Origin of the sequence: Streptomyces luteireticuli, from assembly GCF_041519305.1 — a bacterium.
Lineage (GTDB): Bacteria > Actinomycetota > Actinomycetes > Streptomycetales > Streptomycetaceae > Streptomyces > Streptomyces luteireticuli.
On the sequence record NZ_CP167927.1, the window covers coordinates 449,108 to 476,026 of the forward strand.

The following is a 26,919-nucleotide window of genomic DNA, read 5'->3' on the forward strand; positions in this document are numbered from 1 at the left end:
CGAACGGGTCGACACAGCGTTGGGCATCGACGACGCGTCGACCGACCCGCAGATCAGGGGGCAGGAGGAGAGCGATGACGCGTCGCGCTTGAAGAGTTGCCGAGATTAGCAACTGCCGGCTTCGCAGCAGGCATCCTTCGACCTCACCGCGCACCACCCTCCTCCCACTTCCCATCCGCCCCAACCGCCTCGCATCCCTGTCCGGTATTCGCGCTGGAGCTCTGCCATCGGCCACCACGATGCCGGGCTGTCGCGATGCTGGGCATGTAAATTGCAAAAATCTGCAATTCGTTACATGATGCATTGGCCGTGCCCGCAGGTAGCCGCGGGCACGGCCACAGGGCGGCCCCGACCGGCGGGGCCGCGCGACGGCAGAAGACGAGGGTTTCGGTGTCGGTCCCGCTGTATCAGGCGAAGGCGGAGTTCTTCCGGATGCTGGGGCATCCGGTCCGCATCCGGGTGCTGGAACTGCTCCAGGACGGACCCACTCCGGTACGCGGCCTGCTCGCCGCGATGGAGATCGAACCCTCCGCCCTTTCCCAGCAGCTGGCGGTGCTGCGCCGCTCCGGGATCGTCACCTCCGCCCGCGCCGGCTCCACGGTGGTCTACGAACTCGCCGGCGGCGACGTGGCCGAGCTGATGCGCGCCGCCCGGCGGATCCTCACGCACATGCTCGACGGACAGAACGCGCTCCTGGAGGAGCTCCGGGAATCCGAGGCCGGTGCCGAGTGAGCACCATGACCGGCCGGGCGTGGTCCCGGGTGCGTTCCCTCCTGCCCGGCCGCGACGACCTCACCGCGGCCCGCCGTGACCCCAGGCGTGATCTGCTGGCGGGGCTGACCGTGGCGATCGTCGCGCTGCCGCTCGCACTGGGCTTCGGCGTGTCCTCCGGCCTCGGCGCGGAAGCGGGGCTCGCCACCGCCGTGGTCGCGGGCGCGGTCGCGGCGGTCTTCGGCGGCTCGAACCTCCAGGTCTCCGGGCCGACAGGTGCGATGACGGTGGTGCTGGTCCCGATCGTCGCCCAGTACGGTCCGAGCGGGGTCCTCGCCGTCGGACTGCTCGCCGGGGTAATGCTCGTCGCCCTCGCGGTGGCCCGCGCGGGGCGCTGCATGCAGTACATCCCCGCCCCGGTGGTGGAGGGCTTCACCCTCGGCATCGCCGGCGTGATCGGACTCCAGCAGATACCGAACGCGCTCGGGGTGCCCAAACCCGAGGGCGACAAGGTCCTGGTGGTGACCTGGCGGGCCGTCGAGGCATTCGCCAAGTCGCCGAACTGGACGGCCGTCTCCCTCGCGGCCGCCGTGGCCGTGGTCATGCTGGCCGGCGCCCGCCGGTGGCCGGCCGTCCCCTTCTCGATCGTGGGCGTGATCGGCGCGACCGTCGTGGCCCAGCTCTGCCACCTGGACGCGGCCGCGCCGATTGGCGACCTCCCCGCCGGGCTGCCGGCCCCGTCCCTGGCCTTCCTCGACCCGGGCGCACTCGGCTCCCTGTTGGCCCCCGCCGTCGCCGTGGCGGCCCTGGCCGCCCTGGAGTCGCTGCTGTCCGCCTCCGTCGCCGACGGGATGACCGTGGGGCAGAAGCACGATCCTGACCGGGAGCTGTTCGGCCAGGGCTTGGCCAACATCGCCGCCCCGCTCTTCGGCGGCGTCCCCGCCACCGGCGCGATAGCCCGCACGGCCGTGAACGTGCGCACGGGCGCGGGCTCGCGGCTGGCCGCGCTCGTCCACGCTGCCGTGCTGGCGGTCATCGTCTTCGCCGCCGCGCCGCTGGTGTCCCGGATCCCGCTGGCCGCTCTCGCGGGTGTGCTGATCGCCACGGCCGTCCGGATGGTCCAGGTCGGCAGCCTCAAGGCGATGGCCCGGGCCACCCGCTCCGACGCCCTCGTCCTGATCCTGACCGCCGCCGCGACCCTGGCCCTGGACCTCGTCCAAGCCGTCCTCATCGGCCTGGCCGTCGCGGGCGTGCTCGCACTGCGGGCCGTGGCCAAGCAGGCCCGCCTGGATCAAGTGCCCATAAAGGAGGACCTGCCCGGCGACCACAGCGCCGAGGAGCACGCGCTGCTGGCCGAGCACATCGTGGCGTACCGCATCGACGGACCGCTGTTCTTCGCGGCCGCCCACCGCTTCCTGCTCGAACTCTCCGGCGTCGCCGACGTGCGCGTGGTCATCCTGCGGATGTCCCGCGTGTCCACGATCGACGCCACCGGCGCCCTGGTCCTCAAGGACGCGGTGACCGGACTCCGGCGCCGCGGTATCACCGTGCTCGCCTCCGGCATACGGCCCGAACAGCGGCAAGTCCTCGATTCCGTCGGCGCGTTGGATCTCCTCCGGCACGACGGCCGGGAGTTCACCACCACTCCCGACGCCATCGCCGCCGCCCGCGCCCATCTTCAGGGCTCCGGGGTGCTGCCCGCCCCCACCGCCACCGAGGAGCCCGTCCGCTGACACCTCCGTTCCCGACGCCCCGCCGCGTATCCGCGGTTCAAGCGGATGATCACCGCGCATGAGCTGTATCTGTTCTTCTCGCCGACGCGTGATGAGCTTGCGTGGGCGTCGGATGCCACGGACTGTGACGAGCATCTGCTGGGCTTCGACCCGATGCCCGGGATCAGAACCGGAAGGGCTCGGTCTTCTACCGGCCAAGCAAGCAGGCCGAGTACGAGCACATCGACGCCCTGTTCGGCGAGCCGGGCAAGAACGTCATCGACTGGGACCTGATCGAGGCCCAGTCCCGGCACCCGATGCGGGTGGCCGTCTCCGCCCGTGAGGGTGCGATCTCCTCCTCCACCCTGCTCAAGCGCCTGCGGTCGTCGAGTCGTTCAACCGGTTCTCGCAGTGGATCGGGTTCGGCAACCGCGGCGTCATCGCGGACAACGACCCGGTCGAGCAGGAGAAGGCGATGAAATTCGATGCTTTGCTCACGAACGCGGTCATTTTTCGCAACGCCCTGGACATCGCCGAGATCGCCCGGCAACCGCCTGAAAGGCCAGGGCCGGTCCGCGGCCTGGCGCGAACCGGCACCTCGGCACCTTGGCCACCAACTGCCCCCCATCCAGGCACTGCTTGGCGAGGGAGCAGGCCGGGTGGGCCCGCAGGCCGGCCGCGTTGGTCTCCAGGTGTCCCCTCGTTTGCCCGGAGGCGGACGTTGACCGGGTTGCTGTTGCGGTGCGCCGGGCGGGGTCAGGGAGGTGTGAGGACGTCGAGCCGGGCGGTGAGGTCGGGGTGGGCGGCGGCCAGGTGCGGGCGGGCAGCGGCCAGGGGGGCGATGAGGTCGGCGGGGTCGTCATGGGCGAGGGCCGCGTGGAGCTCGCCGATCGGGCGGCGGGCGGCGGGGGGAAGGTCGGTGAGTGCGGTGATCTGGCCGGCGAGGCGGCGCAGGTCGGCCGCGTTGCGGCGAGCCCAGGCGGCGGTGCTGCGGTCGGCGGCCCGGGCCTGACGGGTGGCCTGGACGCGCTGCTCGCCGGTGGTCCCGGCCGGGCCGGGACGGCCGCGCAGGTAGCGGCGTTCGGCGGCCTGGCGGCTGGCGACGCCGAGGGGGCGGGCGAGGTCGGCCCAGCTGGCGCCCGCGTCGCGGGCCGTTTCGATCAGGCCGGTCTCCCACCCGGCGAGCTGCTCGCGCACCTGCCGCAGCAGCGACAAGGAGGCCAGGGCCTGTTCCGGACCGGGGGCGGGGGCGTTGGGGGTCTCGTGCCGGGCCTCGCGCAGGGCGGCGTCTATGGCGTCAAGGGCCGCCGCGGCAGCGAGGAACGACACCGGGCTGTGGGCGTCGGTACGGGACAGAGACGGCTGGTCGGCCGGGGTCACGGACACCTCCTTCAGGGTTGTCATCAGGCTGACGACATCGTGCTTGTCATCCATTGGATGACATGTTACAACGGTGTCAGTGAGGCGCATTGGCAGCAACTGCCCGAACCTTCCTGGAGGTGTTTCACCATGTTGATGCGCACTGACCCCTTCCGCGAGCTGGACCGGCTGGCACAGCAGCTGATGGGCCCGGGTACCTGGTCGAGGCCGTCGGCGATGCCGATGGACGCCTACCGCGAGGGTGACGAGTACGTGGTCGCCTTCGACCTTCCCGGCGTCAGCGCGGACGCGATCGACATCGACGTCGAGCGGAACATGCTGACCGTCAAGGCCGAGCGCCGGCCGGTGGCGAAGTCCGACGACGTGCAGATGGAGCTGTCCGAGCGGCCGCTGGGCGTCTTCTCCCGCCAGATCGTGCTCGCCGACACCCTCGACACCGAGCACATCCAGGCCGACTACGACGCGGGCGTGCTCACCCTGCGCATCCCGATCGCCGAGCGCGCCAAGCCCCGCAAGATCTCCATCGGCGTCGGATCCGACCGCAAGGAGATCTCCGGCTGACACCGGCCGGACGGGTGCGGAGGGCACCTGATCTCCCCCCTCATCCCGCCCTCCGCACCCCGCAGGCAGTCCGAAGAACAAGGGGTGGTGGCCGAGATGACTCTGCGGCGCGAGGCGTTCCTCGACCATGTGAAGGAACGCGGTGAGTACGGCACTGCGGAGGAAGCCGAGCGCGCGGCCCGTGTGGTGCTCGCCCTGCTCGGCGCGCACCTGGTCGGCGAAGTCCGCGCCCGGCTCGCGGCACGCCTGCCGGAGGACTTCGCCCTGATCCTCCTCAACCCGCTCCAGAGCGCCGAACCGCTGTCGCCGGAGCGGTTCGTGCGGGCGACCGCAGCCTGGATCGAGGGCGCCACCGAGCGGACCGCGACGTGGGATGTCAGCGCCGTGCTGTCCACGGTCGCCGACACCGCCGGCGACGACCTCCTCAAAGAGATCCTGCTCCAGCTCCCCGCCGGTTACGACCTCCTCTTCGGCCGCCCCCAGCCCACCTGACCGATAGCTCGGTGCCGCACACCGGCACCACCCACCCTGGCTCCACGAAAGGCATGCACCGCAGTGATCACCGACGTGCGCGCACCGCTTGAGCACCAGCAGCCATACGGGACGGCGTATGAGCAGATGCTGGAGAAGGTCCGCTACGAAGGCGCCTACCCCACCCGCGAGAGGGCCGACGAAGCCGTCCGCCTGGTCCTCGCGGGGCTGGGACGCCAGCTGACCGGCGACGAACGCGTCGACCTGGCCGCCAGGCTGCCCCTGGAGGCCGCACGTGTCCTGACCACGCAGATCCCCGACACTCAGCCGCTGACCGGCTGGGCCTTCGTCAAGGACCTCGCCGCCCGCACCGGCGCCTCCCTCGCGACCACCCGCTGGGACACCGGCTCCGTCTTCTCCGCCGTCGCGGCCTGCGCGGGCCCCGACCTGATCACCCGGATCCTGCACCAGCTCCCTACCGGCTACGCGCTGCTGTTCGGCCGCGCCGAACTCACCCCCGCCGCGTAAACGGGCACCCGGCATCCGGGGCGGCAACAGGGCCCCTCCCAGATCTCCTCCGGCCGGGCCAGTAAAGGTGGAAGTCCCCGATCCGCCGCGATCGGGGACTTCCGCCCTGTCTCTCACCGTGCCCGACCACGGACGGCGGCGCGCCGCTCGCAGTACGGTGCGGCGTCCGGAAGAACCGGGCCTTACTTGTCGGCGTGGTCGCCGAGGTAGAACAGCAGCCATATGAAACCGGCGATGGCGTGGGTGACGAAGACGTAGACCGACACGCGCAGAGCGATCTGCCTCTCCGCCCACTTCTCGCTTCTCGGTCCGGACTCGGGCGACCGGGGCGCGGGACACCCGGTGGGCTCACCGGTCACGGCGGGACCCCACCTCGGTCCCGAGCAGTTCCTCGAGAAGGTCGTGCTGCCCGGCGAGCAGCTCCGTCAGGATCCGGCGCGCCGCACGCATCAGCTCGGCCACGTCGCCGCCCGCGAGCTCGTAGACGACCGTGGAGCCGGTGCGGGTGGAGGTGACGATCCCGGAGCGGCGCAGCACCGCCAGCTGCTGCGACAGGCTCGAGGGTTCGACCTCGATCGCGGCCAGCAGGTCGCGCACGGGCAGCGGCCCGTCCTGCAGCAGCTCCAGAACCCGGATGCGGACCGGATGCCCCAGCATCCGGAAGAACTCCGCCTTCGCCTGGTACAGGGGAACCTGCGACCGCATCACTGCCCGCTCTCTGCGTTCACGTCATGTGCACGGGCCACGCGCAGCGCGCCCTCGGCCGCATGCGCGGCGGCGAGGGCGTTCCGTGCCCGGCCGACCCGGTCCCGTGCCGCTTCGGCGAAACCGCCCATCCCAGACCTCCGCACTCAGGGCCAGCTTGAACATCACGACAACTAACGAATTGAAGACTTTTTCAAGTCTAGACCACGGCAGGGGCTGGTGGCAGGCAGTCCACGGAGCCGACGCAGGGGGTAGTCGCGGCGCGGCGGGTTCCCCTGCCGGCCCGGGCTTATCGGCGCGCCTCGTCGGGCGCGGAGGCGGACGGGGCGGAAGGCGTGCTACCGGCAAGGTCCAGCCGGATCAGACGGTCGTGGTCGCACCCGGGGCAGCGTCCGTGCGCGGCGAGGGCCGTGGGCAGGAGGACCAACGCACAGGTCGGTACGGGGCACTTGAACAGCGTGGCGCCCGTGCCGTGCAGGGGGATGATCCGCATGACGTTCCCTTCGAAGACCTATGGAGTTGCAAATATTAGCAATTCGTGAGGTCACCACCCGGCGTGAACTGGGCGAGGATGGCCGCATGACAGACAGGATGCGATGGTGGCGATGCGCGGGAGTGCGGCCTTACGGGCCGTCAGGAGCCGGGAGGACGGCTCGGTGAGTGCGCCGCTCTACCAGCTCAAGGCGGAGTTCTTCAAAACCCTGGGGCACCCGGTGCGGATCCGGGTGCTGGAGTTGCTCAGCGAACGCGAACACGCGGTGACGCAGATGCTGCCGGAGGTGGGCGTGGAACCGGCGCACCTCTCGCAACAACTGGCGGTGCTGCGGCGGGCCGGTCTGGTCACGACCCGCAAGGAAGGCTCGACCGTTCATTACTCCTTGACCAGCTCTCATGTGGCCGAGCTGCTGCGGGTGGCGCGGACGATCCTGTCGGGGGTGCTGGCCGGGCAGGCCGAGCTGCTCGCGGATCTGCGGGCTCCGATCCCGGGGCGCCGCACGGCACCGGACGAGGGGTGACCCGGCCCCGGGGAGAATGTCGGACCCCGGTGCCATGATGCGGTCATGATTCTCCAAGCGTGTGTGAACGGACCTCGGAACAAGCGGGAGTTCCCCTCCCTGCCGGTCTCACCGGCCGAGATCGCCGAGGCAGCGCGGGAGGCCGTCGCCGCAGGGGCGGTCGATCTCCATGTGCACCCCAAGGACGCCACGGGTGCGGACACCCTGGCACCCGACACGGTCGCGGAGGTGGTCGAGCGGGTGCGGGACGCGGTGCCCGGTGTCCCGGTGGGGGTCACCACCGGCGCGTGGGCCGTGCCGGACCCGCGCCGGCGGGCCGAGTTGGTGCGGTCGTGGACGGTCCTGCCGGACCACGCCTCCGTCAACTGGCATGAGGACGGCGCCGATCTGGTCGCCGCCGCCCTGGCGGAGCGGGGCGTCGGCATCGAGGCCGGGCTGTTCGCGGGGACGGACGCGGTCGCCCGGTTCGCCGCGTCGCCGTTCGCCGGGAAGGTGCTGCGGATCCTCGCCGAGGTCATGGCCGACACGGCCGCGGCCGCCGAGGACACGGCCCGGGCGCTGCTGGCCGACATCGGCGCGCTCGGGGGCGGCGGCACACCGGTGTTGCTGCACGGGCAGGACGGCGGGGCTTGGCCGGTGCTGCGGCTGTCGGTGCGGGAGGGGCTGTCGGTCCGGGTCGGCCTGGAGGACGTCCTGTGCCTGCCGGGCGGCGCGCCGGCGGCGGGCAACGGGGAGTTGGTGCGGGCGGCCCGGGAGATTCGGGCGGCCGACGGCCGGGGGCGCTAGGGGGTGCCCTCCCCCGGGCCGTCTCCCGCCCGCGTCCCGGTCCCCGGCCACAGCCACCGGGTGGCCAGGAGCGCGACGCAGCCGCCCAGCGCGTTCAGCCCGACCCGGACCGTCGCCGCCCACCAGGGCAGGGGCTCGCCGTAGTCGCTGAGGAGCAGGAGCAGCACGGGCGAGGCGAGGGCCCAATAGGTGTAGTTGGCCGGGCGGAAGGCGTAGGCGAGGGCGCCGGAGACGCCGACGACGGCCGCGACGGCGTAGGGGCCGGGGTGGGCGAGCAGCAGCAGGGCGGTCACCACCCCGCCGGCGGTGTTGCCGACGATCCGCTGGGCGAACTTCGTCCGGGTCTCCTCGGGGGTGGGCCGCAGGGTGAGGAGGAGCGCGGTGACGAGCCAGTGCCCCTGGCCCCACAGGGTGCCGGACACGCCCGTCACGGCGACGGCTCCACCGGTGAGGAGGGCCAGGCGGGCTCCGTGCCGCAGGCGGACGGTGCGCGGGGAGAGGTGCGGGGGCGCCACGCCGTCCTCTCCGTCGCGGTGGCGGCGGGGCAGGAGCAGCGCTGCCGTCCAGAGGCAGCCGACGAGTTGGAGAAGGCCGGGAAAGGCCTGTTCCCGCCCGTCGCCGGTGATGCCGGTGAGCAGCACGGCGAGGGGCGCCGTGGCGCCGACGCCGGGCAGCATCGCCCCGGCGAAGGCGGTCGCGGCCACGCCGAGGGCGAGGGCGGGCATGCCGTGGCCGGCCAGGGTGGTGTAGGCGCCCGCGGCGGTCGTCCAGGCGGTGCGGACGGCGAGACAGCGGGCCCTGCCGCGCGGGCCGGCCCCGGCGGGGAGAGGCATGGCCAGGAGGACGGCGGGCAGGGCGACGGCCGCTCCGGTGCCGGGGCGGCCGGACAGGGTGCCGACGACGAGCGGCACGGCGAGGGCGAGGCCGGCGGCGGCCCCGTCCGCGTAGCGGGGCGGGCCCTGGGGGCGCAGCAGGTCGCGCAGTGCCCTCACGGCGGTCCGGGCGGGGGCGGTCACGGGACGGCCGGGGCCGGTTGCGGGCCCATGTCCTCGTCGCCGGTCGTCGGCAGCCGGACCTCGATCGTCGTGCCGGCGCCGGGCGAGCTGTCGATGCGGAAGCGTCCGCCCGCGCTCTCCACTCGCATGTAGTGGCTGGCCAGGCCGATGTGTCCCTCGCGCAGGCGGCGCAGGACGATGTGGGGGTCGAAGCCGGTGCCGTTGTCGCGGACGGTGAGGACGGTCTCGTCGTCCTCGGTCGTCAGGGCCACCCATACGTCGGTGGCCCCGGCGTGCTTGACCACGTTGCGGAGGACTTCGCGGGCGGCCGAGTACAGCAGCGTCTCGTGGCCGACGCGACCGGACAGGCGGATGTCGTAGTGGATCCGGAAACCGGCGCGCCGGGCGTACCGCTCCCCCGCGGCCTCCAGCGCGGCGCCGAGCCCGGCGGCGGCGAGGATCTGGGGGTGCAGGTTGAAAATGATCTCCCGCATCTCCCGGACGGTGCGGCGCACTTCGTGCTGCGCCCGGTCGAGCGCGGCGCGTCCGTCGGCGTCGCGGGTGCTCTCCTCCGCCTCCTCCAGGTCGTGGAGGGCGGCGAGCAGGGTCTGGACGGCGCCGTCGTGCAGCGCGTCGGCGACCCGGGAGCGCTCGCGCGTCTCGGCGGCGAGCGCGTCGTCGAGCAACAGCTCGCGGTTGTCCATGAGTTCGGCCACCCGTCGGGTCCGCTCGGCCAGCAGCATGGCGATGACGACGGAGGCGGCGACGGTCCACAGCAGGTATGCCTCGTCGACGACGATGGACCAGGGGTCCTCCCCGGAACGGGTCACGAGGTGCGGCACGGACATCACGGCGTAGCAGACCATGCAGACGGCGCCGAAGACGGCGGTGACCCTGGGCATCTGCCACAGGATGGTGGCCATGGCCCACATGAAGTAGGCGTACCGGACCGAGGAGGAGGTTCCGCCCGAGGCCGCCGCGAGCCCGGTGATCATCACGAGGTCGACGACGAGGGCTCTCGCGGCCCCCCGCACCCCGGTCACGGGACGGTGATGGACCGCGATCAGCCGGCCGAAGGACCAGAGCAGGTAGGCGGCGAGAAGGCCGTCGAACCAGGCACCGTAGGTGGCGGCGACCGGGTGTCCTCCGGCGAGGAAGAGGGGGACGGCCATGCCCAGCCGGATCCAGGCCACGCGGCGGGACGCCTGGGCCACCATGGCGCCCATCTGCTCCTCGCGCCAGCGCGTGGTCACGGCGGCCCGCCGCGGCCGGGCGGCCCGGAATTCCCGTGCGGTCCGTTGTCGTCCGGCCTGTTCTTGTGCGTCGTCGTGCGGCACAGCACGTATGCGACGGTAGTCCGGTGCCACCGGACGTGCCCGGCGGGTCGGCCGGGTGGCCGCTGCTCCTCGCCCGGGCGATCGTCCGGTCGGGGGAGGCGGGCGGGAAAGGGGCGCGCATAGCGTGGAGGCGCGTGGTTTCCCTTGGCAGTGCGTGGTTTCCCGGTGGAAGCGCGTGGTTTCCCAGCCGCGAAACGTTTCCCCGGCCGTGGGCGATGAATGCCGCGCATTCGGAAAGGAACGGGTCCATGAACACGACCGGCCGTTTTCCGGACGGTGCCCGGGGCGTTTCCCCGGTGCCGCCCGCCCGGCGCCCCGCCCCGGCCGGCGGACGGCCGGCGGGGTGGGTACGGGTGCGTCCCACACCCCGCCGCTGCCCGCACTGCCGGGTCGGCCGGTGCCCGGGGTGCCTGGCCGCCCGGTAGGGCGTGTCCGGCCTCAGACCGCGTCGACGCGGGCGCTTCCGTGGTGCACGGTGCCGTGCGCGTCCTCGCAGTGCGGGTCCGCCTGCCCGGCCGCCGCCGTGGCGACGGCCGGCGGCGCGGGGGTGTGGTCGACCTGGAGGGTCGCGTGGGTGATCCCGTACTCCTCGCGCAGCGTCGTCTGCAGGGCCCGGCGCACCCCGTGGCAGTCCCCGCCGACCTCGACGATCACATGGGCGGAGAGCACGACGTCGCCCGAGGTGATCTCCCAGACGTGCAGGTCGTGCACCTCGACGACGCCCTCGTGCGTGGCCAGCCGGGCGCCGATCGCGTCCGGGTCCGCCCCGGCCGGCGCGGCCTCCAGGAAGATCCTTCCGGCCGCCCGGACGAGGGAGACGCCGGAGCGGAGCATCAGGGCGACGACGATGAGCGTGGCGACGGAGTCGGCGCGGGCGAAGCCGGTGAACATCACGACGGCGCCGGCCACCGCGGTGGCGATGAAGGCGTACAGGTCGGTGATGATGTGCTGGAAGGCCCCCTCGACATTGAGCGAGGAGCGGTTGGCCTTCGACATGCACCAGGCCGCGACGATGTTGACCACCACGCCGGACAGGGCCGTGTAGAACATCAGCGCGCCGTCGACCTCGGGCGGGCTGACGAGCCTGCTGACCGCCTCGTAGGCGAGCCAGACGGAGACCAGCAGCAGCGTCAGGCCGTTGGCCAGGGCCGAGAGTATCTCCGCGCGCTTGAGCCCGAAGGTGTAGGTGCCGCGGGCGGGCCGGGCGGCGAGCCGCATCGCCACGAGCGCCAGCACGATGGACGCGGCGTCGGAGAGCATGTGCGCCGCGTCCGACAGCAGCGCGAGCGAGCCCGCGGCCAGGCCGATGACGACCTCGACGGCCATGTAGGCGACGATCAGCCCGAGCGCGATCGACAGCCAGCGGCGGTCCGCGTCCGGGGCCACCCCATGGCTGTGGGCGTGGCCGTGCCCGTGTCGATGGTCGTGGCCATGATCATGGTCGTGGTGAGCGTGCACCTGCTTTTCCGCGGTGTTACCGCGCCCGTCGTTCATGAACACCCCATCGAGTCGCGAATGAACACGGGAAGTGAAGCGTATGGGGAGCGCATTTCGCAAAGGCTGCAATGGAGACGGTTATCGATAGCGTTCCTCGTGAATACGGTTGTCGATTGCGTTGTCGACAGCGGCCGGGAAAAAGCCGCAACTCGTCGGATTCTCGGGGCGGTCAGGATCCGGGGACACAAGTCAAGGGTGAGCGATGTCATTTGGGGCGCTCACGCCCACCGGGCGTGCTTCCGAGCCTCGTTGGCGGGTGGGGGACGGGCCTCCGGGCTCGTCCCTCACCCCCGCTTCCGTCCGCCGCAGACGGCCGGTCACTTCCCTCCGGAGAAGCCGGTCACTTTCCGCGGCGTGACCCGGACGACGAGCCGGACCACCTCGTCCGGCTCGGCCGACGGGTGGGTGCCGTCTCCTTCCCGTTTTCCCGGAGCAGAAATGGATCAACGACCTCCGGTCACGGTGCGCCGGGCATGCCTTCTTCCTCCTCGAAGGCCCGCTGGTAGTCGGGGTTGGCGATCGGGCGGGCGGCATAGAACGCGTCCGGCAGGTCGAAGGCGTCGACCAGCGTGCGGCCGTGCCCGGCGAGCCGGCCGAGGGACTGCTCGGCCAACTCCGGCAGCAGGCCGACCTGCTGGGGCGTCAGCAGGCCCGCGCTCAGCAGTTCCCCGCCGTGGGCCTCGATCCGCCGGAGGGTGAAGAGCTGGTGCAGGTCGAGCAGCAGGACGCGGGCGAGCGGGTCCTCGGCCCGTCGCGCCAGGGTGAGCAGCTCGGCGGCGGCGGAGCGTTCCGCGCGGGCGGTGACGGCGGCGAGCGCGGCGGGCGCGGCGGCGTTCCAGCGCCGTAGGCCGTCCCCTGTCGGCGCCTCGCGCAGCCGGGTCCGGGCGCGGGTCAGGAACCGGTGCTCGACCGCGTGCAGCAGCGCGCCGCGGACGCCCGGGTCGGCCGGGTCCCCGCCGTGGACGGCGGCCGCGGGCGGGGCGTCCTCGTCGAGCAGGAGCTCCGCGCCGGCCTTGGCCCAGAGGGCCAGGTTGTCCCCCTCGGCCGTGATCAGCCCCTCGACGTCCATGGTGAGCGTGACGATGCCGTTGTCCGGGAGCAGCCCCTGGGCGCCGCAGCGCTCGCGGCACTCGGCCAGCAGCGCCCGCGTCCGCCAGGTGATCCAGCCCTTGGCGACGGCCGCCTGACGCTCGGCGGCGGCCGCGTCCGCCGGGTCGGTGCGGTCGTGCCCGGCCCACCGGGTGACGGTGGCGCGGTGCAGCGCGGTCATCGCGTAGTGGGCGGCGAGCTCCTCCAGCAGCGGGCCGTGGTGGGTGCGGTGGGCCCAGACGGGCACCGTGCGGTCCGGACGGGCACCGGTCACCCGGCGGTGGTGCGCGTAACGGACGGCGACGGCCAGCGCGGCCCGGCCGCCGCCGATCGCGCTGGCGCCCATGCAGAGCTTGCCGACGGTGACACGGCCGATGCCGGTCAGGAACCGTCGTCGCCTGCTGCCGAGCGCGCTGGTGAAGGTACCGTCCCCGGCGAACCGCCCGTGGTCGCCGGACAGCAGCGCCTCCTGCGGCAGCACCACCTTGTCGAAGGAGGTCAGGCAGTGGTCCACCGGGCTGCCGGGCCGCAGCGGGAGCGGGCGCACGGTGATCCCGGGCAGCGGACCGTTCTCGTCGGTGAGCGGGGTGAGGAAGAGGAAGACGCCCTGGTCCCGGCCTTCGGTGAGGAGGCGCGCCGCGACCACGGCCGTCTTCGGTCCGCCCGCCGCGCTGGTGTTGGGCATGAACTTCCGGGCGGCGGGGTTCGGCGTGTGCAGGGTGAATGTGCGGTCCGCCCGGTTGTGGACGGCGGTGGTCTCCAGGGCGGCGGCGTCGTTGCCGTGACCGAGCTCGGTGCACAGGAACGTACCGATCCGTCTCAGGTCGGCGAACTCCTCGAGGGGGCGCTCCTCGTGGGCATCGTGGTCGATGAGGCTGCCCAGGAAGAGGTTGTAGTGGATGCCCGCCACGACCGTGAGGGCCCCGTCGAGCGCGGCGGTCCACTCGTGCAGCGCGGCGAGCCGGTGGGGATCGGCGGCGAGAGCGATGGCCCCACCGGGCTGGTTCACCCGGTTCACCTGGTTCACCCGGTGAAGCCGCCGGTAGGATGCGGCCACTTGGTCGGCGACGGTCGCCGCGGGCTGCCGGTACATCGACGGATCGGCGCCCAACTCGCGCCAGGGGCCGTGGATCCGCCTACGGTCGGGCCCGTAGAGCAGACGGGTCAGCTCGGCGGTCGTCGGACCGGCGGCCGCACGTAAGGTGTCGGCGTTCCCGGGCGCACGTGATGTCGAGAGCATGCTCTGACTAACCCCTGTTCGCAGGCCCGCGACACCTTTTGTGATCGGAGTCACTATGCGGAGTCAAGGGCTCCGCCGACGGTCACCCGCCGCGGTGTCGCGGGCCGGGATGTCGCGCATCATCCGTACGGGTGGCCGACGCTTGCGACGGCCCGCACCGGGGCAGTTGTCGGGCGTCCGCGCCCAGTTGAGACGGAAGGACGCCCGTGCGACGTCTCGCCCCCCAAGCCCTCGGTGCTCTCGCCGCCGCGGCCCTGCTCTCCCTCGCCGTACCCGGATCCGCGTCCGCCGCGTCCGGCCAACTCGTCCTCAACGGACGCACCTTCACCGATCCGTCCGGCTGCTACCGGAATCTGAACGCGCCCCTGTCGGTCCAGAACCGCACCCACACCGTCGCGTACATCCACTCCACCCCGGACTGCACCGGCCCGGCCCAGCCGGTTCCTCCCAACGGGACGTACGCCACCAGCTCGGGGCACAGCGTCCGCATCTAGCTCCCGCCGGCGGCGGCTGCGGTCACGGAGGTCAGACCGGACGGGGGATGTAGGCCAGGCCATGGGCACCGGCCTCGCCGACCTTGGCGATGTCCAGCCGGGCCAGGCTCCGCAGGGTCTCCAGGTCGACGATGTCGACGGTGGACGAGACGACGCAGGACACATAGGCGAGCCGGCCGTCGGGCGACGACGTGATGGTCAACGGGAAGTGCCCCACCTCGAGTTCGCCCAGTCGCTCACGGGTGCCGGCGGAGTACACCCCGAGGCGCCCCGGCGTGTGGCGCCCGAGCTCGGAGGCCGGGTCGGGCTCCATGCACACTTCGCCCACGAGCAGCTTTCCCGTCGACGTCAGATGCACCGGCATGACGATGTTCTCCGTGGCCAGGGTGTCGACGACCGACGCCGTCCTGGCGTCGATCACCCGGATTCCCGTGGCCGGCCGCTTCTCGGCGGCACCGGCGGAGAAACCGGCGTAGGGCGAGGCGACGAAGACGTGCGTGCCGTCGGCCGAGACGGCGAGTCCCTCGCTGCCCGGCACCTCGATCTTCGTGAGGGTTCCCTGTTCGAGGTCGACGGCCGACACGAACGGCGCTTCCTTGTTGGTCGCGTAACCGGCCCTCCCCTCCGGGTCGATGGCGAACCAGTGCGGGCCGGGGGCGCCCAGGTCGATCCTGCCGAGGGCCCGGCGGGTCTCCGTGTCGATCACCACGACGCCGCCGGGCCGGTCCGCCGAGCCCTCCACGCTGACGTAGAGGCGACGCCGCGCCGTGTCCAGCGCCAGCCCGTGCGGCCCGTGTTCCGGGGCGAGGTCGATGATCTCGACGACACGGCGGGTGTCGGGGTCGATGGCGGTCAGCTCGGTGCGTCGGCCACTGTTCGCGTGGTAGTAGCCCGAGTGATAGGCCGTTGTGCACCACAGCAGTCGCTGTGTCGGGTCGAAGCACAACTCGTGGGGTTCGGCGGGGACCTGGACCGCGCCGAGGTGCCGGTCCGACGCGGCGTCGAAGAACGAGACCGTCGGCCCGCTCTGGCTGACCACGGCCAGGACATCGCCTTCTCGGCCGGCGCGGGGGGACTGCTGCACAAGGACTCCTTCAACAGAACGAACGGGGTGTCACACGTGATCCGCGGACACCCCTTACTCTCCGCACGGGACGGTTGCGCAGCAATGCAAAAATTGGCACCTAATCATTGACCCCAACGCAAAAATGCAGCTCAGGAGCGTCATCGATGGACCTCAACCTGTTGCGCGCCCTGGACGCCCTGCTCCAGGAGAACAGCGTGACCCGCGCCGCGGAGCGACTCGGCACCTCACCCGCGGCGGCCAGCCGCACCCTGGCCCGGCTCCGCCGTGCCGTCGGCGATCCCCTGCTGGTCCGCGCGGGCCAGGGGATGGTCCCGACCCCGCGGGCCCTGGAACTCCGCGAGGAGGTGGGGGCGTTGCTGCGCGGCTGCGACAACGTCCTGCGCCCCGGGGCCGGTTTCGATGCCGCGCAGCTCCGGCGCACCTTCACCGTGCAGACCGCCGACCTGCTCCTGGCGGGACTGGCCGGGCCCCTGACCGACCGGGTCCACGCGGAGGCCCCGCACGTGGACGTCGTCTTCCTGCCGGAGTCGATGGAGGGCGGCCCCGCGCTGCGGGAGGGCCGGGTGGACGTCGAACTGGGCGTCCTGGGCCACCTGGACCCGGAGATCCGGTCGCGCCACCTCGCCCGGACGACACCGGTCGGCATCGCCCGCAGCGGTCACGCCCTCTTCGGCGGACGGATCGACGCCCGCCGTTTCGCCGCGGCCGGCCACATCGGCGTCTCCCGGCTCGGCAAACGCCTCGGGCCCATCGACAGCGCGCTCGCGGAGCGCGGGCTGAGGCGCCGGATCGCCGTCGTCGTCCCCAGCCATACGGCCGCGATGGTGCTCGCCCGGGACACCGACCTCGTCGCGCTCAGCCTGGCGGGCTGGCTCCCCGGCACCGTCTCCGCACTGGGGCTGCGCGCCTTCCCCATCCCTCTCGACCTGCCGTCCATCGACCTCGGCATGGCCTGGCACCCCCGCAACGCGGCCGATCCGGGGCACCGTTGGTTCCGTGACCATCTGGCGGCCGCGGTCCTGGACCTGGCGGGGACGGAGGACGGCCACAACTGAGGGACTTCGGCTGAGGGGCTACAACCGAGGGATCCCGTCCAGCATCGGACGGACGGCCCGTTCGGCCCGGTCCGGGTACGGGAAGCCGTGGGCGGCGGCCACCTCCCCGGCCAGTTCGGCGAAGAGGTCCGCGGTGGCGCGCGCCCCGCGGAGGATGTCCTCCGCGGTGAACCCGCCGAACGTCGCCGGCAGGCGCTCCCACACCCCGGGCGCCGCCCACTCGCGCATGCGCGTACCGCCGTACCAGACGTCGTGGCCCGCGCCGTGATACGTCAGGGCGTGCCACTCGACCATGGACTGCAGCAGTTCCTTCGTCGTCCAGTCGCGGGACTTGGCGACCCAGAGCTCGCCGCGGGCGAGACAGCGCGGCAGGTGGGCGGCCTCGAACCAGAACTCCGCGCAGAGGTCGTGGAATTCACCGGCGTCGGGCAGGGCGGCGGGAGGCGTGCCGGTGGCGGCGGGGAGCCGGGCGGCGGTCCCGTCGTGGTCGAGGAGCACCTCGTAGCCGCGCTCGTGGAGGTCGTCCAGGCCGTCGGCGGTCATCTCCAGCAGCCGGGCCACCGGGACCACTTGGAAGTCGGCCTTGACCCCGTCCTCGAAGAACACCAGCCGCGCCGGGTTGTCCCACGGGCCTTCCAGGCCGACGGAGACGAGCACCGGGCCCAGGGCGGCGACCCATTCGCCGGACTGCGCGTACCGGTCCGGGTCGGTCGTGTACAGCTCGATGTCGTGGTCGGAGAAGGCGTCCGCCGTGCCGTCGCGCCGGGCCCGCGAGCCCGTGCGCAGCACGGCCCGGATGTCGGGCCGGGAGCGCGCCCAGCCGAGCACCCGGACGACGAACTCCTCGGTCTTCTCTGTCTCCGTGGAAGGCATGCCGACGACCCTACGTGACCCCTCGGACAGTCCTCCCGGTGAACGTTCCGTACCGGTCGTTCCTCCACCACAACCCGCCGCTCCACCGTTCAATCCCGGAGCAATAACGGCAGGACCCGGTATTACCAGACGCCCCTCCCGTAATATCCGACCATGGCCGACGAGAAGACCCCCGACTACGAGCGGATCAGCATCACCGTTCCCCGCGAGCTCGCCGAGCAGCTGCGCGGGATGAAGGACGCGAACGTCATCGAGTCCGTGTCGGCCTTCGTGGCCCGGACGCTCGCCGGCCAGATCGACCGCGATCGCCGGCACCGCGAGAGCGACGAGCGCCTGCGGCGGGACTTCGGCCTGGGCGACGAGGACATCGCCCTGGCCAGGCAGTGGGCGGACGACACCACCGGCCGGCGCACCCGGCTCCCCCTCGACCAGTACATCGCGACCCGCCGGAGCAGCGCCGCGTGAGCGTCGACACGGTGACCGGCGTCGTCCTGGACGCCGGTTTCCTCGTGGACCTGGGCACCGGGTACCGGATCGAGCACGAGGTGCTCACCGACCGGTGGAGCTGGCACGCCGTCTCGGTCAATGTGCCGCAGACCGAACTCGTCCTCGCCGAGCGCGAGAAGCCGGGCCTGGCGCGGACGGCGCTGGAGCTCCTCCTGGCCCGCTGCGGGCCGTCGGTCCTCATCCGTCCGCTGGACCTGCCGGCCGTCGAGGCGGCCGGGGCGATGATGCGCCGCTTCGGGCTCGACGACATCGCCCTCGCCCATACGGCCGCCGTCGCGGTGCCGTCCGGGTGGACGGTGTTCACCACCGACCCGGAGCGCTACCGGCCGCTCGGGGAGGCCGTCGACGTCTTCGGGCTCGACTGATCCCGGCCGGCGTTCACGGCCGTTGTCAGTGGTGGGTGCGATGCTCCCGCCATGCGGCGCGTGCAGTGTGCTGCGTCGTCCGGATTCGGAAAGAGGGAGCACGTCCCATGCGCATCGTGGTCAGTGAGTTCATGAGCCTGGACGGCGTCGTGCAGGCACCCGGCGGTCCGCAGGAGGACGTGGACGGGGGCTTCGCCCACGGCGGCTGGTCGCATCCGTTCTTCGACCCCGAGGTGATGGGCGGGTTCGTCGGCGAGTCGATGTCGACGGCGGAAGCGCTGCTGTTCGGCCGCCGGACGTGGCAGACGATGGCCGCGGCCTGGCCCGGGCGGGCCGGCGACCCGTTCGCCGACCGGATGAACGCGATCCCGAAGTACGTGGTGACGCAAACGCTGGACAGCGACGCCCTGACGTGGCAGAACACCACCCGCATCCCCAGCGCCGACGCAGTCGCCCGCGTCCGGGAGCTGCGCGCGGCCGGAAGCGGCGACCTGCTGGTCATGGGCAGCCCCACCCTCGTGCGCACGCTCGTCCACGAGGGCCTCGTCGACGAGCTCCGGCTCATGATCATGCCGGTGCTCCTCGGTGGGGGAAAGCGGCTCTTCCCCGAGGACGGCGCGCTGCGGACGCTGGAACTGGTCTCCACCGTCACGAGCGGCACGGGTGTGCATGTGTGCACGTACCGGCCGGCCGGACAGGAGTGAGGATCGATTCCTTCGACAGGCCCGGTGGGAGCGCCGATGTGACGGGCGCCCCATGCGATGCCATCTCGCCCTCGGCCGCGCGCTGTTGGCCTGCCCGGCACCGCGAAAACCTGTGACGCGGCTCATATGAGGTGAATCACTTACGGCCCTCCATAGGGGACCACGCGTGCCGCGGCGGAGGGACGTTCGGCGTCCTTCCGCGCGCGACGACGAAGCCGGGTAGTTCGTCACAGCCTTGCCAGCGTGCGGTGCGGCTGTCCACCATGACCGCACCGCACGGCATCGCAGGTCGAAGTGCTCTCCCCCGCAAGGCCATTGGGCGAGGCCGCTGCACATCCCCCCGAAGGAAGGTCTCGTTCCCATGCGCTCTTCCGGCATCAGACCGGCCCGCCCCGGATTCCGCGCCTGCGCTGCCGCCGGCATCACCGCGGCCGCCGCCGCACTGGCGCTCACCCTTGCGCCCGGCGCCTCCGCGGCCACCCAGCAGCCCGCCGTCCCGGCGTCGGCCACCACCCTGTCCGGGTGGATCGACCAGGCCCTCGGCGTCATGAAGGCCAAGGGGATACCCGGCTCCCACGACGGCATCGAGCGGAACGTCCTGAGGGAGTCCTCCGGCAACCCGAAGGCGGTCAACACCTGGGACTCCAACGCTCAGGCCGGCACCCCGTCCAAGGGCCTTCTCCAGGTGATCGACCCGACGTTCAAGACCTTCCATGTGGACGGCACGTCCTGGGACATCTTCGACCCGGTCGCCAACATCACGGCCGCCTGCAACTACGCGGCCAAGACCTACGGCTCCATCGACAACGTCGATTCCGCCTACTGACGGCTCTCCGGGCAGAACGGCCGGGACCGGGCACGATCGCCCGGGCCCGGCCGCGGCGTCCGCCGCTACCCTGGGCGCCATGCCGGGTCTTCAGCGCCACCCGAACATCGAGCTCGCCATCGCCTACCACCGGGCGGTCGCCCGCGGAGCCACGGGAACCGAGCTCGCCCGGTTCTTCCATCCGGACGCGGTGCAGCGGGAGTTCCCCAACGCCCTGGTCCCCGACGGCGCGGTCCGCGACCTGTCCGCCGTCCTCGCGGCCGCGGAGCGGGGCCGGAAGGTGATCGCCGAGCAGGACTTCGAGGTGCTCGACGCGGTCGCGGCGGGCGACCGCACAGCCCTCGAGCTCCGCTGGCGGGGCACTCTGGCCGTCCCGCTCGGCGACCTGCCCGCCGGGCATCGGATGAGCGCCCGCATCGCCGTCTTCCTCACCTTCCGGGACGGCAGGATCGTCACCCAGCACAACTACGACTGCTACGAGGGATAGAGGCCCGGCCCCCTGGCCGCCCCCGGGAGAAAAGGACATTCCCCTCCCAGTACATTCTGTGGCACCCTGGAGTGCAGCACACTGATCCAAGGGAGACCCATGGCCGCCGACACCGCCGACATCAAGAGCCGGCTCGACGCCGCTGTCATCGACCCCGCCGTCCACGAGCTGCGGCCCGACTACCGGGCGCTGCTCGTCGCGGCCGAGGGGCTGCGCCCGGGGCCGAGCGACGGGGCGAGCGAGGAACTGCTGGCCGCGGCCGAGGAGGACGCGCGCCGCCGCTTCGCGGGCATGGCGCCGGAGAAGCACCCGCACCTGGCCGCCTGGCGCGAGGCGTTCCGCTCCTTCGGGGCGAAGCCGCAGCGCACCCGGCCGAGCGCCGAGGCCCTGCTGCGCCGGGTGGACGCGGGACTGCCGCGCGTGGACCGGCTCACCGACATCTACAACGCGGTCTCCGTGGCCCACGTCCTGCCGCTCGGCGGCGAGGACCTGGACCACTACGCCGGCGCAGCACGCCTCGTCCGGGCCACCGGCGAGGAACCGTTCGAGACGACGGCGGGCGGGGGAACGGTCGTCGAGCACTGCCCGCCCGGCGAGGTGGTGTGGCGCGACGACGCGGGCATCACCTGCCGGCGCTGGAACTGGCGGCAGTGCACCCGCACGCGGCTGACGCTCTCCACGACCCGGGCACTGTTCATCCTGGACGCCCTCGGCCCGCTGGGGGACGAGGAGTTGGCCGCCGCCGGGGACGCGCTTGTGGAGGCGCTCGTCAGGAGCAGCCCGGGGGCGATGGTCGCGACGCGCCTGCTGGCCGCGTAGGGACGCGGAACGGGCGCCGGGTGGGCTGGAGTTCCAGCCCACCCTCACTGGCCCCTCGGACACCCTCCAGCGAGGTTGCGGAGCCGGAGGGCCATGGCGGCGGTGGTCAAGGCGTCGACGAGGTCGGCCCCTGGCTTGCTCGTTGTTCCAGGCGATCCGGTGACCTCCTGCCGGTGCTCCACGGCGAGCCGTTCCGTGGTGCGTTCAGACCGTTCTCCCCTCGCGCAAGGAGCGGTGGAAGGCGACGCAGTCGTCGTAGGCCGGCAGCAGGCCGCGCCGTTCCATCTCCGCGATCCCCGGGGCCCGTTGGTCCTTCTCCGAGAGGATCGGCTTGATGTGCCCGGGCCAGGCGATTTCGAGGTCCGGGTCGAGCGGGTGCACCCCGTGCTCCCTCCCGGGGGCGTAGCCCTGCGAGGTGAGATAGACGACGACCGCGTCGTCGGTGAGGGCCATGAAGGAGTGACCGAGCCCCGCTTCGACGTACAGGCTGCGGTGCGGGTCGTCGAGCAGGACGGCCTCCCAGGAGCGGTACGTGGGCGATCCGGTCCGGATGTCCACCACCACGTCCAGCACGGCTCCGCCGAGGCAGGTGACGTACTTGGCCTGGCCGGGCGGGACTTGGGCGAAGTGCACCCCTCGCAGCGCTCCCTGCCGCGAGACGGACCGGTTGACCTGGGCGACCCCCGGTTCGTAACCGAGCACGCGACACAGCGACCGGCCGCTGTACAACTCCTGGAACTCGCCCCGGTCGTCGCCGAACACACGGGGCTCCGACAGCCAGGCACCTTGCACACTGAGCGGGCGCATCCGCGCTTCCTCTCACGATGGCCGGGGAACCGCGTGGATGACGTCACCGCCCGACAGAGCAGCGTCCCCCTTCATCCTCATCACCACAGGTGATTACCCGGACAGCCGCCGCCGAGACATCCTCCGGCAGGAGCCGGCCGGCGCCCGAACGCCAGCAGCAGCCCGTCAGGCCGACATCGCCCTCTACCCCATCGTTCCGACCCGCATACGCTGGTACGAACGCAGGCCCTACCTTCAACGACGCACAGCATGGAGCCGTCCACACCGCTCTCGTCCACGGCTTGGCCCAACAGAGGGGCTTCTGGAGGAGATGTGACCCACCCGATGTTCCGGGCGCGCCGAACGGCCGCACGCCCCTGTCGCACGACCACAGTGCGGTGAAAGGGATAGTCCTGGCGGGCGGAAACGGGACACGGCTGCATCCCCTCACCCTCGTGGGCTCCAAACAGCTCGCCCCGGTCTACGACAAGCCCCTGGTGTACTACCCGTTGTCCGTGCTCATGCTCGCGGGCATCGACGACGTCCTCGTCATCACCCGCCCCGCGGAGATCGAGCTGTTCCGCAGACTGTTCGGAAGCGGCAGCGGACTCGGCATGCTCATCGACTACGCCGCCCAGGAGGAGCCACGGGGCATCGCCGACGCCTTCCGCGTCGGCGCCGACCACATCAAGGGCGAGGACTGCGCCCTGGTCCTGGGCGACAACCTCTTGCACGGCGCCGAACTGCCCTCCATACTGCGCAGAGCCGCGCGAGAGCTGCGCGGTTGTGTCCTCTTCGGCCAACGGGTCGCCGAACCCCGGCGCTTCGGCGTCGCCGAGACCGACGCGAAGGGCAATCTGGTCTCCATCGAGGAGAAGCCGGAGCACCCGCGCTCCGACCTCGCGATACCGGGACTGTACTTCTTCGACGACACCGTGACGGGCATCGCGCGCGACCTGCGGCCCTCGGCACGCGGCGAGTTGGAGATCACCGACGTCCTGCGCGTGTACCTGGCGGAGGGGCGCGCCGATCTGGTGCGGCTCGGCAAGGACATCACCTGGCTGGATGCCGGTACCCCCGATTCCCTTCTCGACGCGGGCCGGTTCGTCCAGGACGTGCGGCACCGCCAGGGCACGAACCCCGGCTGCATCGAGGAGATCGCGATGGACATGGGTTTCATCGGCGCGGACGCCTGCTACGAGCTCGGCGCCGGGATGAGCGACTCGCCCTACGGCCAGTACGTCATGGAGCGCGCCCGCGCCCACCACCGGGACCCGGCGCCCACCGCCTTCCTGGAGGAGTGATGCGTCTCCTGGTCACCGGCGCCGCCGGCTTCATCGGTTCCGCGTACGTCCGCATGCTGCTCGCGCCCGGCCCCCTCGGAACGGCGGCCGAGGTCCGTCATGTCACCGTGCTCGACAAGCTCACCTACGCCGGCAGGCTCGGCAACCTCGACCTCGCCCACCCCCGGCTGACCTTCGTCCGGGGCGACATCTGTGACGCCGGGCTCGTCGACAGGGTCATGGCCCGGGCCGACCAAGTGGTGCACTTCGCGGCGGAGTCCCACGTCGACCGCTCCGTGGCGGGCGCGGACGCCTTCGTACGCACGAATGTGACGGGGACTCAGACGCTCCTCGGCGCGGCGTTGCGCCATGGCGTCGACCGCTTTGTGCACGTGTCCACCGACGAGGTCTACGGACCCATCGCCGGCGGCTCCTTCACCGAGCAGGACCCTCTCGACCCCACTTCGCCCTATGCGGCGTCCAAGGCGGCCTCCGATCTCATCGCCCTCTCCTATCACCGCACTTACGGCTTGGACGTCCGGGTCACCCGTTGCTGCAACAACTACGGGCCCCGGCAGTTCCCCGAGAAGATCGTTCCACTGTTCGTCTCGCGCCTGCTCGACGGCGGCGAGGTACCCCTGTACGGCGACGGCCGGAACGTACGCGAATGGCTGCACGTCGAGGACCACTGCCGCGGCGTGGACCTGGTGCGCACCGCCGGGCGCCCCGGCGAGATCTACAACCTCGGCGGCGGCACCGAGCTGAGCAATCTCGAACTGACCGAACTGCTGCTGAAGGCCTGTGGCGGCAGTTGGAGCCAGGTGCGGTACGTGGAGGACCGCAAGGGCCACGACCTCCGCTACTCGATCAGCGACGAGAAGGCGCGCACTCAACTCGGCTACCGGCCCCGGCGGGACTTCGAGGCCGGGCTCGCCGAGACGGTCGCCTGGTACCGGAACAACCGGTCCTGGTGGGGACCGCTCGGCCACGGCGCCATGGCGTGATCGAGCGGCCTTCGGGCCGGTCTCCCTCCGTCGGAACGGCCGCGAGATCCTGGCGTCTACGCCGGCGCGCCGAAGACGAGCCGGTGGCCCTCCGGGAGCTGGAAGACGAACTCCCGCACACCCCAGGGCTGTTCGATAGGGGGCTCGACCCGGCCGACTCCCGAGTCGGCAGCTCGCCGGTAGAGGTCGTCGAGTCCAGTGCCGACATCGAGCGCGAGAGTCACCGGCGCACTCTGCGACCGCGGTGCGGTGACGATCCGGATGCTGGGTCCGACGCTCCACGGCCCCAGCACGAGCCCGGCGACCTCGACGGGATCGCCCACCAAGAACGCCACCCTGGCGGACAGGACCGACCGCAGCACCTCAAGAGTGGCCGCTGCGTCGGCCACCGGGAGCATCGGCTCGACGTGCAGCACGGGTGGCGGATTCTGCTCCTTCCGCGGGTTCGCCAGGCCCCACACCACCACCTCGTGGGGACCTTCCCGGTGGGCGTAGTGCTGGGCCAGCATGCCCCGGCGGACCATGCCCAGCCGCCGGCACACGGCGAGCGACCGCGCGTTGTCCGCCTCGACCCATGCCTCCACCCTCTCGAGACCGTCGTGCGCGAAGGCGTGCTCGACGACCGCCGCCGCGGCTTCGGTGGCGAAGCCCCGGCCCCATGCGCGCCTGGCCAGAATCCAGGTCAGTCCGGGAATCTCCACCGCACCCAGCAGACCGGCCACTCCCACGACGGTTCCGTTCCCGGCGCGGACCGTCCACAGTGCGGCACCTCGGCGCTCGTTCTCCTCGGCCAGCAGGCGTCGGGTCTCGGCCACCGAGGCGGTCGCCGGCCGGGTCCACCAGGCCATCACCTCCGGATCGCCGTACACCGCGTGCAGGGCTTCGGCGTCCGCCTCGGGATCCAGTGGTGCCAAACTGAGGCGGGAGGTAGCCAGTTTCACCGAATTGAGCCCTTTCTTGACGGGAATGTGCGTCGAACTCTTCGGGCCCGGGATCAGACCGCGCGCTTCACCGCGCCGACGATCCGTTCGACGGTGCCCGGGTCGAGCCCCCGGTCGGTCACCAGATGCCGTTGGATGAACTCTCGTGCCGCAGCGGGGTCCAGTCCGATGTCCCGTTGCTGCCGCTCGATGGTCGCCTTCCGTTCCCGGTAGCCGGCCGGCAGCCTTGCCACCGATTCGCACAGCACAGAGTACTCGGCGGCCAGATAGAGCTTGCGCAGTGTGGAGGCGTGGAAATACCGGCTGTAGTAGCTGATGCCGCCGACATGGACCAGCTCGTCGGACAGGTCCTGCTGCCACACCGGTTTGCCCGCCTCGCCGGCCTCGGTGAACATGTTCTGCGTCCGGTGCGCCAGCGGCCGCACCGCGTGGGTGCGGTACCCCGTCGCCGCGGCGGCGATCTGATATCCGACCAGCGTGTCGAAGAACGGCGCCTCGGCCGGGGCCCGCGGGCGTCCGCGCTCGTCGGCGGGCAGCACTTCCAGCAGCAGCCGGCGCTGGGCGGCGGTGGGAATCCGGCAGTAGGTCCGGTGGTGCAGCAGGGACACCCTGCTGCCGTGCCAGTCGTGGTTCGCCGGGGAGAGATACCGTTTCCTGGCCCGTAGTTCCGCGATGACCGCGGCGTTGAGGAACACCAGATGGGTGCAGCCGATCGGCACGCCGGGGGCCGCCTGGTAGGTCCAGATCGCGTTGACCGCCACCCCCTCGTCGAACGAGGCGAGATCGGAGAAGACCTCCGGCTCCAGCACGAAACAGTCGATGTCGACGTATCCGAAGTTCGTCCTGTTGGCGTCGAACAGGAACTCCCACGCCGTGTTGTCATCGATTTCCAGCAGGGAGTTGTACACCGGGCGGTCGAGATTCTCGCACAGCCACCGCTGCTCCTCGCCGGTCAGCCCCGAGCCGAACAGCACCAGGTTCACCGCCGCCGGGATGTGCCTTTCCGCAGCGATCACCCAGTGCAGCAGGCCGCTGGTGAAGAACATGTACACCGGGTCGCGATGGCTCGGCAGGCTCGCGTAGAACCGCTCGAACCTGGCGTACTCCGCACGTTCCTCCCGGGCGAACCGGTGGTCGCGTGCGGCGGTGCGCACCCGTGGGGGTACCACTCGTTCCGTGAACTGCCGCAGCGCCGGACGCCATGCGCCGGCGGCCTCGGCGAAGGCCACCCGGTTGCCCCAGTCGTCACAGATCTCCAGCATCCGGCCGGAGAGCGCGGAGACGCCGATGCCCACGTCGATCCGGACGCCGCGCGCCCGCAGTTCGCCGGCGACACGATCGATGTCGTCGACGAAGAAGACGGCGTCCCAGTACGCCTGGTCCGACCGGCGGCGGGGCGGTGCGCCGGTCCCTTCGCCTTCCGCCGTGCCCTCACTCCGTGCCAACAGCACGGTGCCGCCCCGGCGTTCGTCGGTGCACAGGGCGGCATGCGGCTGGTCGCCGCCGAGCAGACCGACCTGTGCGAACCCCAACCGGTCGCGGTAGAAGCGCACTGCCCGGTCCAGGTCGTCCACCCGCAGGCAGGGCACCCCCTGGCCGCTTCCGAGTACCAGACTCGCGAGTTTCCGTGTCGCGCCCACCGCGGCGTCTCCTTGTCGTC

At 71.8% G+C, this 26,919-nt stretch carries 30 protein-coding genes and 1 pseudogene; 18 read left to right on the top strand and 13 right to left on the bottom strand.

From position 1 onward, the window contains the following. Nucleotides 1-390: 390 nt before the first annotated feature. The 3 genes and pseudogenes from AB8735_RS02020 to AB8735_RS02030 all read left to right on the top strand — a co-directional run. Complete coding sequence (locus tag AB8735_RS02020) at nucleotides 391-732, top strand: metalloregulator ArsR/SmtB family transcription factor (protein ID WP_344026539.1); 342 nt, start codon at nucleotides 391-393, stop codon at nucleotides 730-732. Between the two features lie 5 nt (nucleotides 733-737). Continuing rightward, complete coding sequence (locus tag AB8735_RS02025) at nucleotides 738-2,444, top strand: SulP family inorganic anion transporter (protein ID WP_372411755.1); 1,707 nt, start codon at nucleotides 738-740, stop codon at nucleotides 2,442-2,444. 176 nt (nucleotides 2,445-2,620) lie between these two features. Further along, nucleotides 2,621-2,964 (top strand): annotated as a pseudogene (locus AB8735_RS02030) (Tn3 family transposase); the annotation flags it as partial. 215 nt (nucleotides 2,965-3,179) lie between these two features. Here AB8735_RS02030 and AB8735_RS02035 read toward each other — a convergent pair. Further along, nucleotides 3,180-3,803, bottom strand: a complete 624-nt coding sequence (locus tag AB8735_RS02035) for a type III effector protein (protein WP_372411756.1) — start codon at nucleotides 3,801-3,803, stop codon at nucleotides 3,180-3,182. A gap of 129 nt (nucleotides 3,804-3,932) precedes the next feature. Between AB8735_RS02035 and AB8735_RS02040 the strand changes: the two genes are divergently transcribed. The 3 genes from AB8735_RS02040 to AB8735_RS02050 all read left to right on the top strand — a co-directional run bounded on the left by AB8735_RS02040 (nucleotide 3,933) and on the right by AB8735_RS02050 (nucleotide 5,363). Then, the gene (locus AB8735_RS02040) at nucleotides 3,933-4,364 is read left to right on the top strand and encodes an Hsp20/alpha crystallin family protein (protein WP_344026545.1); all 432 of its coding nucleotides are present in this window, start codon (nucleotides 3,933-3,935) and stop codon (nucleotides 4,362-4,364) included. Nucleotides 4,365-4,460: 96 nt separating this feature from the next. Next, nucleotides 4,461-4,856: a DUF2267 domain-containing protein gene (locus AB8735_RS02045; RefSeq protein WP_372411757.1), complete on the top strand. Its 396-nt coding sequence runs from the start codon at nucleotides 4,461-4,463 to the stop codon at nucleotides 4,854-4,856. Between the two features lie 63 nt (nucleotides 4,857-4,919). Beyond that, nucleotides 4,920-5,363, top strand: a complete 444-nt coding sequence (locus AB8735_RS02050; RefSeq protein ID WP_344026547.1) for a DUF2267 domain-containing protein — start codon at nucleotides 4,920-4,922, stop codon at nucleotides 5,361-5,363. A 182-nt stretch (nucleotides 5,364-5,545) separates the two neighbouring features. Here AB8735_RS02050 and AB8735_RS02055 read toward each other — a convergent pair whose 3' ends face one another. From AB8735_RS02055 to AB8735_RS02065, 3 genes are all read right to left on the bottom strand, one after another. Beyond that, entirely contained in the window at nucleotides 5,546-5,722 is a 177-nt protein-coding gene (locus AB8735_RS02055; protein ID WP_372404753.1) for a DUF6126 family protein, read from the bottom strand. After that, entirely contained in the window at nucleotides 5,712-6,068 is a 357-nt protein-coding gene (locus tag AB8735_RS02060; protein ID WP_344026551.1) for a metalloregulator ArsR/SmtB family transcription factor, read from the bottom strand. The genes AB8735_RS02055 and AB8735_RS02060 overlap by 11 nt, the downstream gene beginning before the upstream one ends. 289 nt (nucleotides 6,069-6,357) lie before the next feature. Next, nucleotides 6,358-6,561, bottom strand: coding sequence for a hypothetical protein (locus AB8735_RS02065; protein WP_372404755.1), 204 nt, complete (start codon nucleotides 6,559-6,561; stop codon nucleotides 6,358-6,360). A 163-nt stretch (nucleotides 6,562-6,724) separates the two neighbouring features. Here AB8735_RS02065 and AB8735_RS02070 point away from each other — a divergent pair, with 163 nt between their 5' ends. Continuing rightward, nucleotides 6,725-7,084, top strand: coding sequence for an ArsR/SmtB family transcription factor (locus AB8735_RS02070; RefSeq protein ID WP_372404758.1), 360 nt, complete (start codon nucleotides 6,725-6,727; stop codon nucleotides 7,082-7,084). Nucleotides 7,085-7,129: 45 nt separating this feature from the next. Further along, nucleotides 7,130-7,870 carry a 3-keto-5-aminohexanoate cleavage protein gene (locus AB8735_RS02075; protein WP_372404760.1) on the top strand — a complete coding sequence of 247 codons (741 nt, stop codon included), beginning with the start codon at nucleotides 7,130-7,132 and terminating at the stop codon, nucleotides 7,868-7,870. On the opposite strand, the gene AB8735_RS02080 is transcribed toward AB8735_RS02075, so the two are convergent. From AB8735_RS02080 to AB8735_RS02095, 4 genes are all read right to left on the bottom strand, one after another. Continuing rightward, the gene (locus AB8735_RS02080; protein ID WP_372404762.1) at nucleotides 7,867-8,886 is read right to left on the bottom strand and encodes an FUSC family protein; all 1,020 of its coding nucleotides are present in this window, start codon (nucleotides 8,884-8,886) and stop codon (nucleotides 7,867-7,869) included. The two genes, AB8735_RS02075 and AB8735_RS02080, sit on opposite strands and share 4 nt — an antisense overlap. After that, a complete protein-coding gene (locus tag AB8735_RS02085) occupies nucleotides 8,883-10,202 on the bottom strand; it encodes a sensor histidine kinase (protein WP_372404764.1) in 1,320 nt (439 codons plus the stop codon). The genes AB8735_RS02080 and AB8735_RS02085 overlap by 4 nt, the downstream gene beginning before the upstream one ends. A 438-nt stretch (nucleotides 10,203-10,640) precedes the next feature. Continuing rightward, complete coding sequence (locus tag AB8735_RS02090) at nucleotides 10,641-11,696, bottom strand: cation diffusion facilitator family transporter (protein ID WP_372404765.1); 1,056 nt, start codon at nucleotides 11,694-11,696, stop codon at nucleotides 10,641-10,643. A 460-nt stretch (nucleotides 11,697-12,156) separates the two neighbouring features. Then, nucleotides 12,157-14,028 (bottom strand): acyl-CoA dehydrogenase, encoded by a 1,872-nt coding sequence (locus AB8735_RS02095; RefSeq protein WP_372404767.1) that lies wholly within the window; start codon nucleotides 14,026-14,028, stop codon nucleotides 12,157-12,159. Nucleotides 14,029-14,234: 206 nt separating this feature from the next. Between AB8735_RS02095 and AB8735_RS02100 the strand changes: the two genes are divergently transcribed. Continuing rightward, entirely contained in the window at nucleotides 14,235-14,522 is a 288-nt protein-coding gene (locus AB8735_RS02100; protein WP_372404768.1) for a hypothetical protein, read from the top strand. A gap of 31 nt (nucleotides 14,523-14,553) precedes the next feature. Here AB8735_RS02100 and AB8735_RS02105 read toward each other — a convergent pair whose 3' ends face one another. Further along, nucleotides 14,554-15,606 (bottom strand): YncE family protein, encoded by a 1,053-nt coding sequence (locus AB8735_RS02105; RefSeq protein ID WP_372404770.1) that lies wholly within the window; start codon nucleotides 15,604-15,606, stop codon nucleotides 14,554-14,556. 146 nt (nucleotides 15,607-15,752) lie between these two features. On the opposite strand from AB8735_RS02105, the gene AB8735_RS02110 reads away from it, so the two are divergent. Continuing rightward, nucleotides 15,753-16,664 (top strand): LysR family transcriptional regulator, encoded by a 912-nt coding sequence (locus AB8735_RS02110; protein WP_344026571.1) that lies wholly within the window; start codon nucleotides 15,753-15,755, stop codon nucleotides 16,662-16,664. Between the two features lie 18 nt (nucleotides 16,665-16,682). On the opposite strand, the gene AB8735_RS02115 is transcribed toward AB8735_RS02110, so the two are convergent. Beyond that, nucleotides 16,683-17,537 carry an aminoglycoside 6-adenylyltransferase gene (locus tag AB8735_RS02115; protein ID WP_372404771.1) on the bottom strand — a complete coding sequence of 285 codons (855 nt, stop codon included), beginning with the start codon at nucleotides 17,535-17,537 and terminating at the stop codon, nucleotides 16,683-16,685. A 153-nt stretch (nucleotides 17,538-17,690) separates the two neighbouring features. On the opposite strand from AB8735_RS02115, the gene AB8735_RS02120 reads away from it, so the two are divergent. The 6 genes from AB8735_RS02120 (at nucleotide 17,691) to AB8735_RS02145 (ending at nucleotide 21,245) form a co-directional block, all read left to right on the top strand. Beyond that, a complete protein-coding gene (locus AB8735_RS02120) occupies nucleotides 17,691-18,002 on the top strand; it encodes a hypothetical protein (RefSeq protein ID WP_344026575.1) in 312 nt (103 codons plus the stop codon). Continuing rightward, complete coding sequence (locus tag AB8735_RS02125; protein WP_372404774.1) at nucleotides 17,999-18,409, top strand: hypothetical protein; 411 nt, start codon at nucleotides 17,999-18,001, stop codon at nucleotides 18,407-18,409. The genes AB8735_RS02120 and AB8735_RS02125 overlap by 4 nt, the downstream gene beginning before the upstream one ends. 107 nt (nucleotides 18,410-18,516) lie before the next feature. Continuing rightward, entirely contained in the window at nucleotides 18,517-19,113 is a 597-nt protein-coding gene (locus AB8735_RS02130) for a dihydrofolate reductase family protein (RefSeq protein WP_372404776.1), read from the top strand. Nucleotides 19,114-19,474: 361 nt separating this feature from the next. Then, complete coding sequence (locus tag AB8735_RS02135) at nucleotides 19,475-19,939, top strand: transglycosylase SLT domain-containing protein (RefSeq protein ID WP_372404778.1); 465 nt, start codon at nucleotides 19,475-19,477, stop codon at nucleotides 19,937-19,939. Between the two features lie 79 nt (nucleotides 19,940-20,018). Then, on the top strand, nucleotides 20,019-20,426 hold the full coding sequence (locus tag AB8735_RS02140; RefSeq protein WP_372404779.1) for a nuclear transport factor 2 family protein: 408 nt from the start codon (nucleotides 20,019-20,021) through the stop codon (nucleotides 20,424-20,426). A gap of 99 nt (nucleotides 20,427-20,525) precedes the next feature. Beyond that, on the top strand, nucleotides 20,526-21,245 hold the full coding sequence (locus AB8735_RS02145; RefSeq protein ID WP_372404781.1) for a B3/4 domain-containing protein: 720 nt from the start codon (nucleotides 20,526-20,528) through the stop codon (nucleotides 21,243-21,245). Nucleotides 21,246-21,449: 204 nt separating this feature from the next. Here AB8735_RS02145 and AB8735_RS02150 read toward each other — a convergent pair whose 3' ends face one another. Beyond that, nucleotides 21,450-22,052 carry a dTDP-4-dehydrorhamnose 3,5-epimerase family protein gene (locus tag AB8735_RS02150; protein ID WP_372404782.1) on the bottom strand — a complete coding sequence of 201 codons (603 nt, stop codon included), beginning with the start codon at nucleotides 22,050-22,052 and terminating at the stop codon, nucleotides 21,450-21,452. A gap of 377 nt (nucleotides 22,053-22,429) precedes the next feature. On the opposite strand from AB8735_RS02150, the gene AB8735_RS02155 reads away from it, so the two are divergent. Continuing rightward, nucleotides 22,430-23,335, top strand: coding sequence for a sugar nucleotidyltransferase (locus AB8735_RS02155; RefSeq protein WP_372404783.1), 906 nt, complete (start codon nucleotides 22,430-22,432; stop codon nucleotides 23,333-23,335). Continuing rightward, entirely contained in the window at nucleotides 23,335-24,318 is a 984-nt protein-coding gene (gene rfbB / locus AB8735_RS02160; RefSeq protein ID WP_372404786.1) for a dTDP-glucose 4,6-dehydratase, read from the top strand. The genes AB8735_RS02155 and rfbB overlap by 1 nt, the downstream gene beginning before the upstream one ends. A gap of 56 nt (nucleotides 24,319-24,374) precedes the next feature. Here the strand turns inward: rfbB and AB8735_RS02165 are convergent, their stop codons facing one another. After that, nucleotides 24,375-25,232 (bottom strand): GNAT family N-acetyltransferase, encoded by an 858-nt coding sequence (locus tag AB8735_RS02165; RefSeq protein ID WP_372404788.1) that lies wholly within the window; start codon nucleotides 25,230-25,232, stop codon nucleotides 24,375-24,377. 80 nt (nucleotides 25,233-25,312) lie between these two features. Next, nucleotides 25,313-26,899, bottom strand: a complete 1,587-nt coding sequence (locus tag AB8735_RS02170; protein WP_372404790.1) for a VOC family protein — start codon at nucleotides 26,897-26,899, stop codon at nucleotides 25,313-25,315. Between the last annotated feature and the right edge of the window lie 20 nt (nucleotides 26,900-26,919).